This window comes from Marinomonas profundimaris (assembly GCF_000508165.1).
In the GTDB taxonomy this organism is placed as follows: Bacteria; Pseudomonadota; Gammaproteobacteria; order Pseudomonadales; family Marinomonadaceae; genus Marinomonas; species Marinomonas profundimaris.
Genome location: NZ_AYOZ01000034.1, coordinates 70,352 through 88,012, shown reverse-complemented (window position 1 = coordinate 88,012; position 17,661 = coordinate 70,352). Strand labels below are relative to the sequence as shown.

The 17,661-nt window shown below is 46.9% G+C and carries 15 protein-coding genes; 3 read left to right on the top strand and 12 right to left on the bottom strand.

Annotated features, from left to right (window positions below; translation table 11 throughout):
* Nucleotides 1-24 precede the first annotated feature (24 nt).
* Both D104_RS31205 and D104_RS31200 read left to right on the top strand, forming a co-directional pair.
* A complete protein-coding gene (locus D104_RS31205) occupies nucleotides 25-936 on the top strand; it encodes a 5-dehydro-4-deoxyglucarate dehydratase (RefSeq protein ID WP_024024575.1) in 912 nt (303 codons plus the stop codon).
* Nucleotides 937-1,023: 87 nt separating this feature from the next.
* Nucleotides 1,024-2,607 carry an aldehyde dehydrogenase (NADP(+)) gene (locus tag D104_RS31200; protein ID WP_024024574.1) on the top strand — a complete coding sequence of 528 codons (1,584 nt, stop codon included), beginning with the start codon at nucleotides 1,024-1,026 and terminating at the stop codon, nucleotides 2,605-2,607.
* A gap of 153 nt (nucleotides 2,608-2,760) precedes the next feature.
* Here D104_RS31200 and D104_RS31195 read toward each other — a convergent pair whose 3' ends face one another.
* From D104_RS31195 to D104_RS31155, 9 genes are all read right to left on the bottom strand, one after another.
* Nucleotides 2,761-4,374, bottom strand: a complete 1,614-nt coding sequence (locus tag D104_RS31195; protein ID WP_024024573.1) for a TRAP transporter large permease — start codon at nucleotides 4,372-4,374, stop codon at nucleotides 2,761-2,763.
* Between the two features lie 15 nt (nucleotides 4,375-4,389).
* A complete protein-coding gene (locus tag D104_RS31190; protein ID WP_024024572.1) occupies nucleotides 4,390-5,067 on the bottom strand; it encodes a TRAP transporter small permease in 678 nt (225 codons plus the stop codon).
* A 165-nt stretch (nucleotides 5,068-5,232) separates the two neighbouring features.
* Nucleotides 5,233-6,225, bottom strand: coding sequence for a TRAP transporter substrate-binding protein (locus D104_RS31185; RefSeq protein WP_024024571.1), 993 nt, complete (start codon nucleotides 6,223-6,225; stop codon nucleotides 5,233-5,235).
* Between the two features lie 306 nt (nucleotides 6,226-6,531).
* Nucleotides 6,532-8,625: a tRNA(Met) cytidine acetyltransferase TmcA gene (locus tag D104_RS31180; protein WP_024024570.1), complete on the bottom strand. Its 2,094-nt coding sequence runs from the start codon at nucleotides 8,623-8,625 to the stop codon at nucleotides 6,532-6,534.
* Between the two features lie 70 nt (nucleotides 8,626-8,695).
* The gene (locus D104_RS31175; RefSeq protein WP_024024569.1) at nucleotides 8,696-10,726 is read right to left on the bottom strand and encodes a methyl-accepting chemotaxis protein; all 2,031 of its coding nucleotides are present in this window, start codon (nucleotides 10,724-10,726) and stop codon (nucleotides 8,696-8,698) included.
* 206 nt (nucleotides 10,727-10,932) lie between these two features.
* Nucleotides 10,933-12,420: a 2-methylcitrate dehydratase gene (prpD, locus tag D104_RS31170; RefSeq protein WP_024024568.1), complete on the bottom strand. Its 1,488-nt coding sequence runs from the start codon at nucleotides 12,418-12,420 to the stop codon at nucleotides 10,933-10,935.
* Nucleotides 12,421-12,453: 33 nt separating this feature from the next.
* Nucleotides 12,454-13,599 carry a bifunctional 2-methylcitrate synthase/citrate synthase gene (prpC, locus tag D104_RS31165; protein ID WP_031215052.1) on the bottom strand — a complete coding sequence of 382 codons (1,146 nt, stop codon included), beginning with the start codon at nucleotides 13,597-13,599 and terminating at the stop codon, nucleotides 12,454-12,456.
* 67 nt (nucleotides 13,600-13,666) lie between these two features.
* Complete coding sequence (gene prpB, locus D104_RS31160; RefSeq protein WP_024024566.1) at nucleotides 13,667-14,548, bottom strand: methylisocitrate lyase; 882 nt, start codon at nucleotides 14,546-14,548, stop codon at nucleotides 13,667-13,669.
* Between the two features lie 27 nt (nucleotides 14,549-14,575).
* Nucleotides 14,576-15,265, bottom strand: coding sequence for a GntR family transcriptional regulator (locus D104_RS31155; RefSeq protein ID WP_024024565.1), 690 nt, complete (start codon nucleotides 15,263-15,265; stop codon nucleotides 14,576-14,578).
* A gap of 330 nt (nucleotides 15,266-15,595) precedes the next feature.
* Here D104_RS31155 and D104_RS31150 point away from each other — a divergent pair, with 330 nt between their 5' ends.
* Nucleotides 15,596-15,856, top strand: coding sequence for a DUF5062 family protein (locus D104_RS31150; RefSeq protein WP_024024564.1), 261 nt, complete (start codon nucleotides 15,596-15,598; stop codon nucleotides 15,854-15,856).
* A 19-nt stretch (nucleotides 15,857-15,875) separates the two neighbouring features.
* Here D104_RS31150 and D104_RS31145 read toward each other — a convergent pair whose 3' ends face one another.
* The 3 genes from D104_RS31145 to D104_RS31135 all read right to left on the bottom strand — a co-directional run bounded on the left by D104_RS31145 (nucleotide 15,876) and on the right by D104_RS31135 (nucleotide 17,635).
* The gene (locus D104_RS31145) at nucleotides 15,876-16,343 is read right to left on the bottom strand and encodes an Lrp/AsnC family transcriptional regulator (protein ID WP_024024563.1); all 468 of its coding nucleotides are present in this window, start codon (nucleotides 16,341-16,343) and stop codon (nucleotides 15,876-15,878) included.
* A gap of 131 nt (nucleotides 16,344-16,474) precedes the next feature.
* On the bottom strand, nucleotides 16,475-17,200 hold the full coding sequence (locus tag D104_RS31140; protein WP_024024562.1) for an SDR family NAD(P)-dependent oxidoreductase: 726 nt from the start codon (nucleotides 17,198-17,200) through the stop codon (nucleotides 16,475-16,477).
* A 42-nt stretch (nucleotides 17,201-17,242) separates the two neighbouring features.
* Nucleotides 17,243-17,635 carry a thiol-disulfide oxidoreductase DCC family protein gene (locus D104_RS31135; protein WP_024024561.1) on the bottom strand — a complete coding sequence of 131 codons (393 nt, stop codon included), beginning with the start codon at nucleotides 17,633-17,635 and terminating at the stop codon, nucleotides 17,243-17,245.
* Nucleotides 17,636-17,661: the final 26 nt, after the last annotated feature.

Genomic DNA, 17,661 nt, shown 5'->3' with positions numbered 1-17,661 from the left:
AATTAACGAAATGAGGACCATCTTATGGCACTTTCTACCGCTAAAATCCGTTCTGCTTTGAGTGACGGTTTGCTTTCTTTCCCGATTACCGACTTTGATAAAAACGGTAAATTCCAAGCTGATACCTACAAACAGCGAATCGAATGGTTTGTCGAGCACGATGTGTCATCTGTTTTTGTGGCGGGTGGAACCGGCGAATTTTTCTCCTTGGGTCTGGAAGAGTACAAAGAAATTTGTAAAATCGCCGTTGAAACCGTAGCGGGCCGAGTCCCCGTGATCGCCAGTGCAGGGCGCAGTGTGACAGAAGCAAAAGAATTTGTTAAAGCGGCAGAAGACGCAGGCTGTGATGGCATCTTACTCATGCCGCCTTTCTTAACCGAATGCCCAGAAGATGGCATTGTGGAATACGCGTCTCAAATTATGCAAAGCAGCCCGATTCAGTTCATTTACTACAATCGTGGTAACGGAATTTTGAGCGCGGAAAATGTAAAATTGTTAGCGGCTAAAAACCCGAATATGATCGCACTAAAAGACGGCGTGGGTAACATTGCGGCACTGAACGACACCGTCAAAACCGTCGGTGATCGCTTGGTTTACATCGGTGGTGTGCCAACCGCAGAAATCTTCGCCGAAGCCTACCTTTCTATTGGTGTGAATACCTATTCATCCGCCGTATTCAACTTTATGCCAGACATGGCAAACCGCTTTTATAAGGCATTACGTGCGGGCGAAAAAGACACAGTGACGGCCATCATTAAAGACTTCTTCATTCCTTTTTGTCGCCTGCGTGACGAGAAAAAAGGCTATGCCGTGAGTTTGATTAAATCTGGCGCAACGGCCATTGGTCGTTCAGCTGGTAACGTTCGAGCGCCACTGACGATGCCAACGGCAGAGCAGGAAAAACGCTTAATAGCCTTAATTGAAGCCAACAAATAAGTGTACTTAGAAAACACCAAAGCGCCGCTTATGTGGCGCTTTGTCTTTTTTAATATCGAATAGCGCAATAAAAAAATGGAGATGAAGATGCAAATTTCAGGACATATGTTGATTGGTCAGCACTCAGTTAAGGGGCATAAAAAAGCCATACGTGCCTTAAATCCAGCAACGAATGAACTTCTTGAGCCCGAGTTTTTGGGTGGCGATCAACAGCACGTCGATCAAGCGGCGGATTTAGCATGGCAAGCGTTTGATGCTTATCGAGCGGTTTCAGTCGAGCAGCGTGCGGCCTTTTTGGAATGCATTGCCGATGAGATTTTGGCGTTAGGTGATGCCTTAGTAGAGCGCGCCATGGCAGAATCCGGCTTGCCAAAAGCGCGTATTGAAGGGGAGCGTGGTCGTACCATGGGGCAACTTCGTATGTTCGCTTCTGTGGTTCGCATGGGCAAATTTGTCGATGCACGTATTGATCCTGCTATGCCGGATCGTGCGCCGTTGCCTCGTTCAGATTTACGCTTTCAAAAAATCCCATTGGGGCCGGTTGCAGTGTTCGGTGCGAGTAACTTTCCATTGGCGTTTTCCGTCGCGGGTGGTGACACTGCGTCTGCGTTGGCGGCGGGTTGCCCTGTGATTGTAAAAGCACATTCGGCGCATCCGGGTACATCGGAATTGGTTGGCCGTGCGATTCAAGCCGCAGTAAAAAAATGCAGTTTACCGGAAGGCGTGTTTTCGCTTTTATTTGGCGCAGGTGCGGATGTTGGCGGTACCTTGGTGTCACATCCTCACATCAAGGCGGTTGGTTTTACGGGGTCGCGTAATGGTGGTGTGGCGCTTATGAATATTGCTGCAAATCGTCCTGAGCCAATTCCTGTTTATGCGGAAATGAGCAGCATCAACCCTGTTTTTGTGATGCCAAATAAACTGGCGCAGCAAGCCAAATCGGTCGCGACAGGCTTTGTGGCATCATTGGCCATGGGGGCTGGTCAGTTTTGTACCAATCCAGGCATGTTGGTGATGTTGGATGGTGAAGGTGCGAACGAGTTCTTGGCTCAAGTTGCGGCGGACACGGCGGCACTTACGACTCAGACCATGCTGACATCCGGTATTTTTCAAGCTTATTGCGACGGCGTGAATGCGTTGGCGTCGAACGACAAGGTCACCTTGTTGGCAAAAGCACCCTCGTCGGATGCGCCAAACCAATGTCAGGCGCATGTTTTCGTCACCGATGCGGCGGCTTTTTTAAGTGATAAAAGTTTAGAAAACGAAGTGTTTGGTTCCAATTCTTTGATCATAAAATGCCAAAACATAGAGGAATACCGCACGGTGGCGGAGCATTTGGAAGGCCAATTAACGGCGACGATTCAAATGGAAGAGAGCGACGTGGCCGCAGTGGCAACACTCTTGCCTATTTTGGAGCGCAAAGCGGGTCGCTTGCTTTGCAATGGTTATCCAACGGGTGTGGAAGTTTGCCAAGCCATGGTGCATGGCGGGCCATTTCCTGCCACATCGGACAGTCGTTCTACGTCTGTGGGCAGTGCTGCGATCGATCGCTTTGTGCGTCCTGTATGTTATCAAGACTTCCCAGAAGCGTTAATGCCGTTGAGCGTGCAAAATGCAAACCCGCTGTCTATCCCACAATTGGTTGATGGTGTTCTCACTATGAAAGGCTGAGCGTAAAAATTAAAAGTATAAAGCGTAAGTTGATTTGAAAAGGCGAGGTCTCTGTACCTCGCTTTTTTTCGCTTGTTGTTTAGCGGTATTTTACCCATTAAAAAACGCCCCGAAGGGCGCTGAACTGTATGATCTTTTGTAGAGCGGAAATCGTTATTGAACGATTTCTGGCCCCATAATGCTGTACGGTAATGCTGTAGACAAGGCTGGAATGTAAGTCACCATTACCAAGAACACCATCAATACGAGAACGAAAGGCATCGCGGCTTTTACCACACGCGCCAAACTCATTCCGGTAATTCCCGATGTTACGAATAGATTCAAACCGATTGGCGGCGTGATCATGCCGATTTCCATGTTTACGACCATGATGATACCCAAGTGAATTGGGTCAACACCCAGTTCCATCGCAATCGGGAATACCACAGGCGCTACGATAACCAATAGACCAGAAGGCTCCATGAATTGGCCACCAATTAGCAGCAATATATTCACAGCAACAAGGAAGGTGAACCAGTTAAAGCCAACCCCTAGCATCCATTCTGTGATCATTTGTGGAATACGTTCTGCAGAAAGTGTATGAGCAAACAACAAGGCGTTAGCGATGATAAACATCAGCATGATGGTTGTTTTTGTGCCTTCTAGCATCACTTTACGAGACTCTTCGCCGAACAAAGACGGGAAGAAACCACGCAACATCATAGACAAGTTACGCCCCCAAATTGGTAGGCCAGCGGCTAGACATGTGCCGACAGACTGTTCCAATTGGCTTGCGCGTTTGTAGACGTAGAAAACGGCCAGAGCAACCGACATGATCGCGCCCCAAATAGCACGGTCTCCGCCCGTAATGGTTTCGCTGTCTGCCCAGATAAAGAAAGACATGATTTCCCACACGAGGAAGAACGACACACCATAAACCGTACCGTTAAAGCCAACGCGAGCGTGTGGCGCGTCTTGATCGTTTGTCCATGTTTGGCCTTTTAGCGGGCCCATATCACGGTAAACAAACAGCGCGATGAACATAGAGTAAACCGCCGCAACAACCGCCGCCTCTGTTGGTGTGAACACACCACCGTAAATACCACCCATGATGATCACGACAAGGAACAAGCCCCAGCCCGCTTCTTTACCACCACGAATCAAATGACCAAAGCCTTTCCATTCTTCAGCAGGCAATTTTTTAATACGAGCAACCACATAGATCGCCAACATCAACATACCGCCGGCCATCAAACCTGGGATAACACCTGCCAAGAACATACGGCCAACCGACACGTCAACAGACGCGGCGTACACAACCATTACGATGGATGGTGGAATCAAAATGCCCAATGTGCCTGCGTTAGCGATGATGCCAGCCGCAAACTCTTTGGAGTAACCTACTTGCGTCATACCTGCGATGGCAATCGTACCGATGGCAACCACGGTTGCTGGAGAAGATCCAGACAGCGCCGCGAACATCATACACGCCAAAACCGACGCCATTGCCAAACCACCACGGAAGTGACCCACACTGGCAATTGCAAAATTAATGAGACGTTTTGCTACACCGCCGGTCGACATATAAGACGAGGCAATAATGAAAAACGGGATAGCCAACAACGTATAGTGTTGACCAGCCCCAAACAAGGAAATCGCAACAGACGACAAAGAGTCGTGTGAGAAAAAAGTAATAAACAAGATGGACGATAAGCCCAACGAGATACCAACCGGCAAGCCAATAAACAGCAGGATTAGTACCAAAGAAAATAGAATAATGGATTCCACAATTAAGCTCCTGCGCTAGTCTTTCAAGACGTTTTTGTTTTCTTCAACCAATTCTTGTGCTTCATGGCCACTGATCAACATGTCACGTTTGCCACGTGCAATATCGATGAAGGCTTGCAAAGAACGGTAAGAAAGTAGAGCCAAACTGATTGGCAAAATAACAAGAACAATCCAGCGATGAACGCGAGGGCGCAGACCAAACATTTCTTGTACAAATTCAGGGTAACGAAGTTCATTCGAACCTATGCCGATGTTGAACATTTTCAACCAGTACTGAATCGCACCACCACTAACGTCTACGCCAAGCATAGCCAACCAAGTGGAATCAAGTAGGATCAAGCCGTACAGCATAGCGGCCGCGGCACCAAACAAAGACAAGCCTTTGGCTATGCGTTTTGGAACAGCGTTTAAAACGATGTCGACACCAAGGTGAAGGCCCGTTTTGATACCGTAACTCATGCCCAATAGGATCAACCAAGAAAAGGCAACGGTGTTAAATTCAAGCGCCGCATCCCAGCCGGTGTTAAAGCCGTAACGAGCGATTACTTGCCCAAACGATACCGCCATAATAGAAGAAATAACGATGATTAATAGATTCTCTTCTGCCCGCTCCATGACTTTTGGGAAGCGCTTTTCTAATGCCCAAAGGATTAGAATAAAGATAAGTAAATAAAGGTGCGGCCAATGTGCCATGGGGGTCTCCTAACGAATGGACCTGAACAAATAAAAAGCAGCATGGCGGAGTTTGCAGACAGGCTTAAGGGTCAATAGATAATGTATTGGTTTAAAGCGAGTGATGAAAAACCGCAAAAGCTGACCCTAAAAGGGTCAGCTTATTACTGCTGGGTAGAGATTTAATTACGCGCCAGCGGCTGCGTTGATTAGATCTTTACCGATGTAGCTTTCGAACTGAGACCAAACAGGCTTCATTGTATCAACCCAATCTTTACGTTGTGCTGGTGTCAAAGTATTGATTTTGCCACCGGCTTTCAAGATGTTGGCACGGTTCGCTGCTTCAGCGGCTTTAACATTCAAGTTTGCTGCTTGTGTTACATCGTCAGCAATTTGAATGAATTGAGCGCGGTCAGCGGCTGGAAGGCTTGCTAGGAATTCAGAAGACGTCATGAACAAGTAAGCCAACAATTGGTGGTTGGTTTCTGTTGTGCTGTCTTGAACTTCGTAGAATTTTTTCGTGTAGATGTTAGACCACGTGTTTTCTTGTCCGTCTACAACGCCTGTTTGCAATGCGCCGTATACTTCAGAGAATGCCATCGCTTGTGGCGATGCGCCCATTGCTGCAATCATTTGCTTAGCAACGTCAGATGTTTGTACACGGAATTTCATGCCTTTCGCATCGCTAGGAACTAGAAGTGGTTTGTTGGCAGAAAAGTATTTCATACCAGACATCCAGTAACCTAGACCAACAAAACCTGCGTATTCATCCATTTCTGTAAGAAGCTGTTTACCTTCTTTCGTTTTAGTGAAACGGATTGCATGATCCATGTCTTTAAAGATGAAAGGTAGGTCAAATACACCGTATTTATCAGTGTAAGAACCGAACTTAGAAAGAGAAGGCGCAAGTAGTTGAACGTCACCCAAAAGAAGGGCTTCAAGTTCTTTAGAGTCACCAAACAATGTGGAGTTAGGGAAAACTTCAACACATAGTTTGCCGTTCATTTCTTGGTTAACGCGTTCTGCAAAGCTGTTTGCTGCAACCACTTTAGGGTGAGTTGTACCACCTGTTACGTGACTGAATTTAACAACACGCTCACCTGGATCACAGTTTGCAACTGCTGTACCAGCAGAAAGGGCAAGTGCTAAAGATGTTAGAGCTAGGCCGATTTTTTTCATTTTTATAAGACTCCAAAAAACTGAATTATTATTGTTTACCTGATTTTTTAGTCTGATGATTGGGAAACACAGACAGAGCAAAAAAGGTGCTGCTTAGATCATACTCTTTACACAATCTATGCCAAGTCTTTATTTATTTATCTAAGGTGCTGATTTAAAAGATTAAAATGTTTTTTACTGATAGGTTTATGATTTTTTTGTTGGATGAAAAAAGCGGGTGTGGGGGGAATGTCGCACAAGCAGATTTTAATATGGGTGGATGTTCACCCATTATAACTAATGAAAATGGTCGTCACTGTGACGTAACTAAAATTTTGTTAGTAGCAACTCACCCACAATGCTTTTCAAATGCTTTTCTACGTGTTTTTTTGTTTTCAATCCAAAGGCGACAAAGTCGATCTCATGAGCGGGTTGTGTGATTACTGTGTTTAGCAGAGAAAAGTGCGCATGAGAGTGAGATAACTGATGGCGTGCGAGTTGAGTGTTTACCAGTCGAGTGAGCTGCGCACGAATCGTGAGATAAGGTCTGTGATGATTCACAAACAAGGCTAAGTCCTGTTTGTCTTTGTCCGTCACGGCGCCGGTTAGTGGTTTTGCTTCTAAGAAATCGGCGCTGAGCATACGAGCTAGGTGAGCGTCAATGTCTTGGTAATCTCTTGGTAAATTGATCGCGAGATTGGCTCGGTAATCTTGATGCCAAATCGCGGTTTTCTGACGTGCTATTTCGTTTAGTGGTTTCACCATCATTAATGAGTAGCACCCGCTGGCTTGGTCTTTGGTGGTGCCAAGGCGAACAGGGATAAAGCCGTTCTTCAGCCAAAAGCCCACAACGTCTGGCGTGGCGGCAAAACTGGTCGATAAAAAGTCGCATTGTTCTTGCGCTGCGATCTCAATTTGATCCAGCAGTTGGCTGGCGAGCCCTTTGTTTTGCTCACTCTGATGCGTTGCAATGCGACTAATGCGCCAGTAGCGATATCGTCCCGCGTCTTCAATGCCTTCGTGAGCCAATAACGATTGTGGTATCAAATGACCACGAGGCCGACGCGTACCTTGCAAAACCGCTAGGCTAAGCGCGTCTGGTAATTGGCCTTCTGCGGTCATGATTGCCACGCAACGTACCGCTGAACCTTGCAAGGAAAGATAAGCAGAAACGGAAGGGTCGTCTAAGATCCAGCGCAAGTTATCGGGGGAAGTTTGATAATGAGCACTGACCAATAATTGAAAGGTGCGAGCCAATAAATCAGGCCGATCCAGCCATGCGTTGTTGGCGATGACTTTATACGTTTGAGGAATCGATGGTGTGTCTGCCTCGTTCAGAACGACGTTTTGATTAGGCGCTAAAAAGAAACATTCGTTGATCCAATGTTCCAGTGGGTCATTTCCCCCCCATCTAATTGGCATGCTTAATGTTAACGTCAAAAATGGCATGTTGTTTGGGGTCGATTGAGCGGCTAAATAACGACAAAAGCGAATGCCGAAGCCTTTTCCAGCGCCTTCATAACCATAATCTGTGGTGCTGAAAAGGCTGTGCTCGGCTTTTTGATTCAATGCCATGAGCAATGGCACGGGAATCATGGCGGCTTCATCTACAAACAGCGTGTCCCAGTGTGCCGGATTAGCAAGCAGAGCATCTGGTGCAAAGAAGGGCAGCTCCGAGTCCAAATCCACTTCTTTTAAAACCTGCTCGAAGCGCGCTTTTAGCGTTTTAATCGCGTCTTGGTTCGGCGCAGTGAGCGCGACTTTCTTGCCGGCTTTGAGCATTTTGGCCAAGCTATCGCCTAAAAGCGTCGATTTCCCCCGCCCGCGAGGTGCGATAAGCACATAAGACTTGGCGTGCTCTTCAAACAAACAAGACTGCGCTTCGGTTTGTTCCTCGGTTAGCGTGGTCAGGCTTTCCATCAAAGGAAGCGCCGGTAACGGGTGAATTTGATCTGACGCTAGGGTTTGAAAAGGTGACGAATCGCGGTGGAGTTGATCCAACAGGAAACGCTTAAAGCTCGACTCTATCTGGTGGCTTTCATATGGCCAAGGTAAATAGCGAGGCAAATCCAGATCCACAACAGACAGCCAATCGCCTTTGGGCAACGCAATCGCAAACACGCCATTACCACGAACCGTTCCTGCTAAAATAGCCAGCGCGCTGGCGGAAACACCGTGCGTTAAGTCCACTAAAATAGCATCGTGCGTACTGCCTAGCTCTTGTCGAGCTTGTTTAAAGGAGCAGGTGCGAACGTCTGAATTGTGAAAAATAGAATGATTTAGTGCGTTGTATTGCGACACATCGTGAGCGTAAATCAGTGGTGTAGAAAGGTGTTTGCTGAGACGAAAAAAATCCGACAAAACGTCATGGATCGAACCTGTTAATAAAAAACAGTGGCGATGGTTGTCAGATAAAAGCATAAAGTCTCCTTGTGGTCACACTATCATACTGTGACCACAAGGAAGCGCCAACGCTCAGTGCGTTTGTTATTTACTTTAAGGTAAACGTGGATAAGTCTTTTTGCAGCTTCGCCGTTAATTGGCGAATGTGTTCGCTGTGCTCTTGCGACGTACTGGCCAATGTCAGTGTGCCTTGAGCGGACGTTTGCAGTTCCTCGGCATTTTGACGAATTTGCGTAGATGCGACACTTTGTTCTTCTGTTGCCGATGCGACATTATTGATGCCCATTTCAACGTTTTGAATCGACTGATAGATTCGACTTAACAGCGCATTGGCGTGATTTGCTTGTTGCACGCTGTTGTCCACTTGGTTACGACCTTCTTCCATGTCACTGACGGCTGAACGGCTATTGCTTTGCAGTATTTCGACGACGTTGCGGATTTCTTCCGTGGATTGCTGCGTACGTTGTGCCAGCACTCGTACTTCATCTGCGACCACCGCAAAGCCTCGGCCTTGTTCACCCGCTCGGGCGGCTTCAATCGCGGCGTTCAACGCCAGTAAGTTGGTTTGCTCCGCTATATTATTGATAACGGTGACAACGTCGCCAATGTTCTTCGAGCTGTTTTCCACTTCTTTAATGGTTTCAGATGCTTGGCTAAACGCGGAAGAAAGAGCGCTGACCGTGCTTTCTACATTCTTCACCGCCGCGTTGCCTTCTTCGGTTAATTGTCTGACTTCAATGGATTCTTCCGACACTTGGTTAGAGCTTTGCGCCACTTCTTGAATGGACGCCGCAATTTGTGTGATGGCCGAGCCCACTTGAGCGCTGGCGTCTTGGCTATCGTGAGCGCTTTTTCGTAGGTTACTGTTGGCGATTGAAATGCCTTCGGTGGAAAGCAATAACTCATTGCTGGACGTCATGATGTTATTGACCAGCTTAATCAAGTTGTCGCGCATCACAATTGTGTCGTTTTGAAGCATCGCCATTTCATTGCGGCTGCTATTGTCTTGTTTGTTGGCAAAGCGGAAAGCCAGGTTGCCTTGGCCCAAGGCATGAAGCGCGGTTGAAATCTCTTTTAAAGGTGACAGCGCACGGCGGATAAATAACCACAAAATCAAGCTTAATAATACGGCGGCGACAATGGAAATGGCGGCAATTAAATACAGGATAATATCGATTTCTTCTTGGTATTCATCGTTATACGATTTTAACGTCACGACCCAATTCCAACCTTTTACGTGTTGATAAATGGCCTTTGAAGAGCGCGCTTTATCATCTTTTCCCGCGATTTTAAGGGAGTAAGAAATAATACCGTTGTCGTCTTTGTACATGTCTTGGAAGGTGCTTTTTAACTCAGGATACAATGAGTATAAGTTTTTACCCGCCAAACTTGGGTGAATGAGCAATGTGCCTTCATTTTCACCTGTGTCCGTGACATAGATATAACCGCTTTTTCCGAATTGCATGGCATTAATGGAGTCTGCAGACGACTTGAGAATAGCGGAATAAGGAATGAGCAATTCTATCAATAAGTTAGGATGGCCAGGGACGCTTTCGTAGTGGCCAATATAGTGTTTGTTCTGCAAAGTGACCTGCTCGGTAATTGCGTTGCCAGTTTGTAACGCTTTAAGTGCAATGGGCGCGTTCTGTCGGCTGCCATTGATGGCGCGACCGCTGGCGTCTTTCACGGTTGTGCTGATGCGCGTTAAGCCATTTCTGGTTTTTAGCAACAAGCTGACGTCCAATCGAGACGCGGTTGCAAAATCGGTTAGAAACTGTGAATGGCCATTTAAAGCGGTGTCATTAAGAAGAATAGTGGGAATCGACTCATTGTTTATTTGAGACATGCGGTTGGTATCAATGGTGACGGATTTTAGCTGTTGGCTTAATACGCCACCAAAACCATCGGCGATTTTAATCAACAATTGATATTTGCTTTCGAGTTGTTCAGCCACTAAGGCGGCTTCTTTCTTTTGGTGACCACTGACAATGTCGTTCACTTCATAACTAAATAATCTTCCCAGAATGAAGACTAATATTGTGAAAATAACTAAAACAGTGAAGAGCGTTCCTATGCCTAACTGTTTTGGTAATGGTGCTTTTTTGAAGAAAGAAAACATGGGTCATTATCCTTAAAAAATGGGGAGAGTTTGTGGGAATCTTTCTTATTTGAAATGGAAGATACACGCAAGAACAATCAGTTACAATTTATTTCAATAAGGATTGTATTAAATAATTATCGAGATTTGACTCTATTTGTTATGAATAAAATCAAAAAAAACACCCATTAAAAATGGGTGTTTTGGAGGGAAAGTATGCGGCGAGATTAGGCGATAACGAATAAATCCATAAAGCGATTCACTGGTGTGTTTTCTAATGTGGCTTGGTCTTTACACAGGGTGAAAATACGATCGCATTGGCGATGAGGGAATCGAGTCGCCAGGTTGTTTTTAAATTTTTGTTCCAACAAAGGGATGCCTTCTTCACGACGTCGACGATGACCCACGGGGTATTCCACCACGACTTCTTCTGTGCTGCTACCATCTTTAAAGAAGACTTGAATCGCGTTGGCGATAGAGCGCTTATCGGCTTCTAAATATTCCGCCGTAAAGCGTTTGTCTTCAACAATGTCCATTTTGTCACGCAATTCATCAATGATCGGGTGCGCCGCGTGGAAATCGTCTTCGTAATGCTCTGCAATCAAATTACCAAACGCCAATGGCACGGCGGTCATGTATTGCAAACAATGGTCGCGGTCAGCGGCGTTGGCCAATGGGCCGGATTTGGAAATGATCCGAATCGCTGATTCATGGGTGCGAATGACAATTTTCTCAATGTCAGACAAACGGTCTTTGACTTGAGCGTGTAAAGTTACAGCGGCTTCCGCTGCTGTTTGAGCATGGAATTCCGCAGGGAAAGAGATTTTAAATAAAATATTGTCCATCACGTAAACGCCGAAATCCTGAGGGAAAGAAAACTGGCGTTGAGCCTCGGGCTTGATGGCTTGGTCTTTGTTGGTTTTTGAAAAAGACACGTCATAGAAACCCCATTGTGGCGCGGTCAAGACAGACGGAATGCCCATTTCACCGCGCATCGACATGTCCGCTAAGCGTACCGCACGTGATGTTGCATCGCCCGCCGCCCACGATTTACGTGACCCAGCGTTTGGCGCGTGGCGATAGGTACGCAGCGCAGAACCATCAACCCAAGCTTGCGAGATCGCCGCCATGACTTGCTCTCGGTCGCCGCCCATCATTTTAGTGACCACAGCAACCGACGCCACTCGTACCAATAAAACGTGACACAAACCCACTCGGTTAAACGAGTTTTCTAGTGCGATAACCCCTTGGATTTCATGCGCCATGACCATGGCATCCAACACGTCTCGCATAAGAAGTGGTTCTTCGCCATTCGACAGTCGGACTTGAGATAAATGATCTGCCGTTGCCAAAATGCCGCCAAGGTTGTCTGAAGGGTGCCCCCATTCTGCGGCCAACCAGGTGTCGTTGTAATCCAACCAGCGGATAATACAACCAATATCCCATGCGGCTTTAACAGGGTCCAATGACAAAGAAGTACCCGGAACCCGCGCACCATTTGGTACAACCGTACCTTGAACAATTGGCCCTAAGTGTTTGGTGCATTCAGGGAAGCGCAATGCCAGCAAACCACAGCCTAGCGTGTCCATTAAACAGTTGCGGGCGGTGTCTAATACGTCTTTGTTTTCTACTTTGAAGTTGAGTACATAATCTGCGATGTCCTGAATAACTTGATCATAATCAGGGCGGTTGTTTAGATCTACGTTGGCGCTCATTGTGTGTCCTTATTCGTTAGATTTATTGTTTCTTTAAGCTCGGTGATCGATGTCGACCCACTCTGAATGATCCGGGCCAATGTAATCGGCACTTGGGCGAATGATGCGATTGTTGGCGCGTTGTTCCATAACGTGAGCGGCCCAGCCGGTGACGCGAGAGCAAACGAAAATCGGTGTGAACAACTTGGTCGGAATGCCCATAAATCGATAGGCGCTGGCGTGGAAGAAATCCGCGTTACAGAAAAGCTTTTTCTCGCGCCACATGACGGCTTCACAGCGTTCAGAAACCGCATACAAATGATCGTCACCTACTGCTTCGCTGAGTTTTTTCGCCCATTTTTTGATGATGTCATTACGAGGATCTCGCTCACTGTAAATAGCGTGACCAAAGCCCATGACTTTTTCTTTGTTGGCGAGTTTTTGCAGCAACGCGGCTTCGGCTTCTTCGGCGGATTTCCATGGTTCAATCATGTCCATGGCGGCTTCGTTGGCGCCGCCGTGCAATGGGCCGCGTAAACTTCCAATGCCACCGGTGACGCAAGAATGCATGTCCGATAACGTCGAAGCGCAAACCCGAGCGGTAAAGGTGGACGCATTGAATTCATGCTCTGCGTATAAAATAAGTGAGGCGTTCATGACTTGCGTATGAAGGTCGCTTGGCACGTCGTCATGCAGCATGGTCAAGAAATGCGCGGCCAACGACGGCACATGCGCATTGTGTGTGTTAATGCGAACGCCATCATGGGTGAAGCGATACCAATACACGACCATCGCTGGCAGCGTAGCGACCAATCGATCAGCGGCGTGTAACGCCAACGAAGGTTGTTTTTCAAAAGGCAATTCGGGTTCAAGGTTGCCCAAAAAAGAACAACCGGTTCGCATTACATCCATTGGGTGAGCGCTTTTTGGGATCAGCTCCAAAACGGCTTTCAGTTCTTCTGGCAAGCTGCGTAAACTCATTAGCTTGTGTTCGTAATCGTGCAGCTGAGTACGGTTTGGTAACGCGCCATACAGTAAAAGATAAGCGACTTCCTCGAAGCTGGCTTTGTCGGCCAAAACATCGATGTCATAACCACGATAAGTTAACCCTGATGCCGCTTTGCCGACGGTACAGAGTGCGGTTTCACCTGCGCTTTGGCCTCGTAAGCCGGCGCCTGAAAGTATTTTGCTCATGTTCATTCTCCATTGTTATTTTTAGTTGAGAAATCAGTAGATTGTCAGTGCACTAGTTCATTTTTTAGCGTGTTTATTTTTTGGAAAAAAGCGCATCCAGTTTGTTTTCGTATTCGTGATAATTCAGAAATTCATACAATTCGTTGCGAGTTTGCATGGAATCGACAACATCACGCTGGTGACCGTCGTTCAATAAATGCTGATAAACATTGAGGGCGGCTTTGTTCATCGCGCGAAACGCGCTTAAAGGGTAAAGCACCAAGTCAACGCCAACGCTGGCGAGCTCTTCTTTGCTGAATAGCGGCGTGGCGCCGAATTCTGTGATGTTCGCTAACACCGGTACTTTAACGGCCGCGACAAATTCTTTGTATTGATCCAAGGTGATCATGGCTTCGGGGAAAATCATATCCGCACCGGCTTCAACGCAAGCAATGGCACGCTCAATGGCGGACTCCATGCCTTCCACGGCCAACGCATCAGTTCGCGCCATGATGACAAAGTTTTCATCAACGCGAGCATCCACACAGGCTTTCACGCGATCCACCATTTCGCCTTGGCTCACAATGGCTTTGTTTGGACGATGGCCGCAGCGTTTTTGCTGGACTTGGTCTTCAATATGCACTGCCGCCGCGCCGGCTTTTTCCATTTGTTGAATGGTTCGAGTGATATTGAATGCGCCACCAAAGCCGGTATCGATGTCGACCAATAGCGGCAAGTCAGACGCCGAGGTGATGCGAGATACATCTTCTAATACATCGTGTAAATCGGTCATACCAAGATCTGGCAAACCGTAGGAGGCGTTGGCGACACCGCCACCGGAGAGATAAAGCGCATGATGTCCGGTTTGTTCCGCCATCATGGCGCAATAGGCATTAACGGCACCGACGACCTGTAATGGGGACTGTGTAGCAACGGCTTGTCTAAAGCGCGCGCCAGCTGAGCGTATTTTTGTCATTATTATCCTCTCTTAAACGGGGGCATGTTATGGCGGTGAAGCGAGGACGGTTTGCTCCATCGCTTGCTTTAATAGTTGGCTGGCGCGACTAATATGACGACGCATTAACAGCTCAGCGAGATCGCCTTCGTGATTGGCAATCGCGTCTAAAATGGCGCGGTGTTCTCGCAAGGCTTGGCGTGGATCATTACGTTGATCCGCCGTATGGCGACGATACATGCGGATAACGGCATACAGCTCTTCGGTTAAAAGGCGAATCAATTTTGCGTTACCGCTGGCGTGAATGATGCGTAGATGAAAGTCGTCATTGCCACCTTGTTGAACATAATGCTCGTCTTGATTGTCGTCTAAATACGCCTGATGTTTGTCGAGCAAAGCGTACAAGCTGCGAACTTCTTCCGTTTGCATTGTTATTGCCGCCAGTCTGGCTGCCATGCCTTCTAAGGCTTCGCGCATGGTAAAGGTGTCGAGCATGTCTTGAATGTTTAGCTTGATCACGCGCGCGCCAATATTGGCGGTGCGTGTGACGAGCCCCAAGCCTTCTAATTTCACGATGGCTTCGCGGAGCGGCCCACGAGAAACGCCGTACTGTTTGGCCAGCTCAGGCTCGGATATTTTACTGCCTTGAGGAATGTGGCCTTGCACAATGGCGCTGATAAGCTGCTGGGCTATGTCTTCTGACAAGGTCGCAGATTTGATGGAAATAAGGTTGCTCATAAAAAGGCTAAACGCTTTATTGTTGACAATGTGCTTCTTTATAGCCGCGTTTATGCGCTTAATCAAGTGGGATTGTCGACAGTTTTGTTTTTTGTTGATTAGCCTTTAGTCGTATATTGCTGTTTTCTAGGTTGCTGATTCTCGGTAACATTGTGTTTATTAAGTGATTTTTTGGATTTATTCGGCAGAAGTGCTTGGAAGCCGCTAAAAAGCTGATAGAGTCAGGTCAGATGTTCTGTTCGTGCTTTTATTGAAGTGTCGACAATCGCCTTCCAGCGTATTGGTGTTTCAATCCATTAATGGGACTTAAAGCCAGAGGTAAGGAAAACGATGAAAAAGATTAAGAACGAAGCAGCACTGAGTAAAAAAGCCATTCAAGTGGGCGAAAACTATGCGCTCAAACGTGGTTACGAAGGCTTTTCTGCCACCATGTCCGCGAACGAAAAGACCGAGGCGATTTATCGACTATTGGTGTTGGATAAATTGGTTGTGGCGTTGCCAGCCGACAAAGAAGACTTGCCGAGCATGAAGCACAAACTGGCATTATGGATTCAAAAGCTGCTTCCAAAAGACGACCCATTACTGAAATAAATCGTTGCTGTGTTAATCATTAAAAATCTAATGGCAATGTGGTGATGTTTTTGACTTCACGCATGGTGAAATGGCTTTGCGCTTCTTGGATGTGTGGCAGCTGAAGTAACTGGCTGCGTAAGAAGTGCTCGTAGCTTTCAATGCTCTTTGACACCACTCTTAAACTGTAATCCATCGCCCCAGAAATCGTCCAACATTCCACCACTTCGGGGAAGTCGACAATGGCTTGCTCGAATTCATCCAGCATCTTTCTTCCGTGTGAAGACAATTTAATATTGACCAACACCACGATGCCCAACCCCAGTTTATTCCTGTCCAAAATCGCTTGTGTTGAGCGAATAAAACCTTCTTGTTGTAACCGATTGATGCGTCGCCAGCAGGGGGATTGAGACAAGCCAATGTTGTCCGCCACTTGCGTCGCGCTCAGGCTGCCATCGTGCTGTAACAGTTGAAGGATTTTACGATCGGTTGAGTCTAGGTGTTCCATAAATTGTTCTCTTTTAGGTCGAGAGTAACATATGCGGCTCCAACTCTTTCATGGCAATACGTTTTTTTCGAATACAGGAAAGAAGACGTGACTATTACGGCGCTCGCGTTACGGGGGGGGGGGGCGCTCAATCACCACTCAATGGTTTGGTTGTTCCAGTCTAAATACGCGGCTTCATTGTCCATTGGTATGTTTTCCATGATGGACAATAATTGTGTGGCCACAAAGGCGGCACTAAAGAGTTTGTCTTTTGGAACCGATTGCTGAAAAGGCTTGGATAGTGGCGTATCTGTGGTGCCGGGGTGAAAAGCAATGAGTTTGACGTTTTTTGCTCTTCTGGCGTATTCCACCGCGCTGGTTTGAATCAGCATGTTTAACGCCGCTTTTGACGCACGATAACTGTACCAACCGCCCATTTTATTGTCTGAAATGCTGCCTACTCGAGCGCTGAATAGTGCCACTTGGGTGTTATTTTTACCTTGTAAAAGCGGCAGTAAATGGCTCAACCACAACATGGGAACAATGCTGTTTGCATGAAATACGGCTTCGAGTTGCGACGCGCTAATGTCTTCTAGTCGTTTTTCTGGCGTGATGTTGTCGTCGTGCAATAGACCGTTGCAGATTAAGACTTTGGTGATTTTACCCGATACAGGCGCCAGAATTTGGCACACTTCGCTGATGCTAGATTCCGTATTGTTGCACGCCAGATACGTGGTTTTTGTGTTTTGTGTAGGAACCGGAAAATAGCGGCTGACAGCAAAAACACCAAGGCAGTTTGAATCGTCTTCGAATTGATGTATAGCGGCTTTGGCAATGGTGCTGCTGGCGCCAATGACCAGCGCATAGAATGATGGCATACAAAAAAAACCTCAACGAAGGTGAGAATGAAAACAAATGTACTATAGATCACATTTTTTATTTTGGCATGCATCGCAGCGCGGTTTTCTGGAAATAAAAGAGGATATTTGATGGCGATATCGAGCAAAAAAACGATAGCTAATATCCGCGATAAAACGAATGATCGGCCAACGCAGGATTTGTATCCATTGGTGTTTTTCAACCAGCTTCCAAGCTAAGCAAGTGACATCGAGCCCTGTGATGATTTTGCCATCGGCGAGCTGGCCGTGCAGTATTTTATCCGCCTCAATAGGGTCTATATACGGGTAGTTTTGTTGGAAGTGATCGGCGTGAATGTCTTCTAACCGCAGCCTGTTTTTTGTGTCGAGGGACTGCAGTGTTTTCATTTCAGCGGCGCAAAGTGGGCAATGGCCATCGTAGAAAATGGTTAGCATGGTGTATCACTCATTTTTGATTGTTG

What these genes read in the sequence shown, in the direction of transcription:
- D104_RS31205 (WP_024024575.1), top strand. Translation starts at nt 25, where the DNA reads ATGGCACTTTCTACCGCTAAAATCCGTTCTGCTTTGAGTGACGGTTTG.
- D104_RS31200 (WP_024024574.1), top strand. Translation starts at nt 1,024, where the DNA reads ATGCAAATTTCAGGACATATGTTGATTGGTCAGCACTCAGTTAAGGGG.
- D104_RS31190 (WP_024024572.1), bottom strand. Translation starts at nt 5,067, where the DNA reads ATGGCACATTGGCCGCACCTTTATTTACTTATCTTTATTCTAATCCTT.
- D104_RS31185 (WP_024024571.1), bottom strand. Translation starts at nt 6,225, where the DNA reads ATGAAAAAAATCGGCCTAGCTCTAACATCTTTAGCACTTGCCCTTTCT.
- D104_RS31180 (WP_024024570.1), bottom strand. Translation starts at nt 8,625, where the DNA reads ATGCTTTTATCTGACAACCATCGCCACTGTTTTTTATTAACAGGTTCG.
- D104_RS31175 (WP_024024569.1), bottom strand. Translation starts at nt 10,726, where the DNA reads ATGTTTTCTTTCTTCAAAAAAGCACCATTACCAAAACAGTTAGGCATA.
- prpD (WP_024024568.1), bottom strand. Translation starts at nt 12,420, where the DNA reads ATGAGCGCCAACGTAGATCTAAACAACCGCCCTGATTATGATCAAGTT.
- prpC (WP_031215052.1), bottom strand. Translation starts at nt 13,599, where the DNA reads ATGAACATGAGCAAAATACTTTCAGGCGCCGGCTTACGAGGCCAAAGC.
- prpB (WP_024024566.1), bottom strand. Translation starts at nt 14,548, where the DNA reads ATGACAAAAATACGCTCAGCTGGCGCGCGCTTTAGACAAGCCGTTGCT.
- D104_RS31155 (WP_024024565.1), bottom strand. Translation starts at nt 15,265, where the DNA reads ATGAGCAACCTTATTTCCATCAAATCTGCGACCTTGTCAGAAGACATA.
- D104_RS31150 (WP_024024564.1), top strand. Translation starts at nt 15,596, where the DNA reads ATGAAAAAGATTAAGAACGAAGCAGCACTGAGTAAAAAAGCCATTCAA.
- D104_RS31145 (WP_024024563.1), bottom strand. Translation starts at nt 16,343, where the DNA reads ATGGAACACCTAGACTCAACCGATCGTAAAATCCTTCAACTGTTACAG.
- D104_RS31140 (WP_024024562.1), bottom strand. Translation starts at nt 17,200, where the DNA reads ATGCCATCATTCTATGCGCTGGTCATTGGCGCCAGCAGCACCATTGCC.
- D104_RS31135 (WP_024024561.1), bottom strand. Translation starts at nt 17,635, where the DNA reads ATGCTAACCATTTTCTACGATGGCCATTGCCCACTTTGCGCCGCTGAA.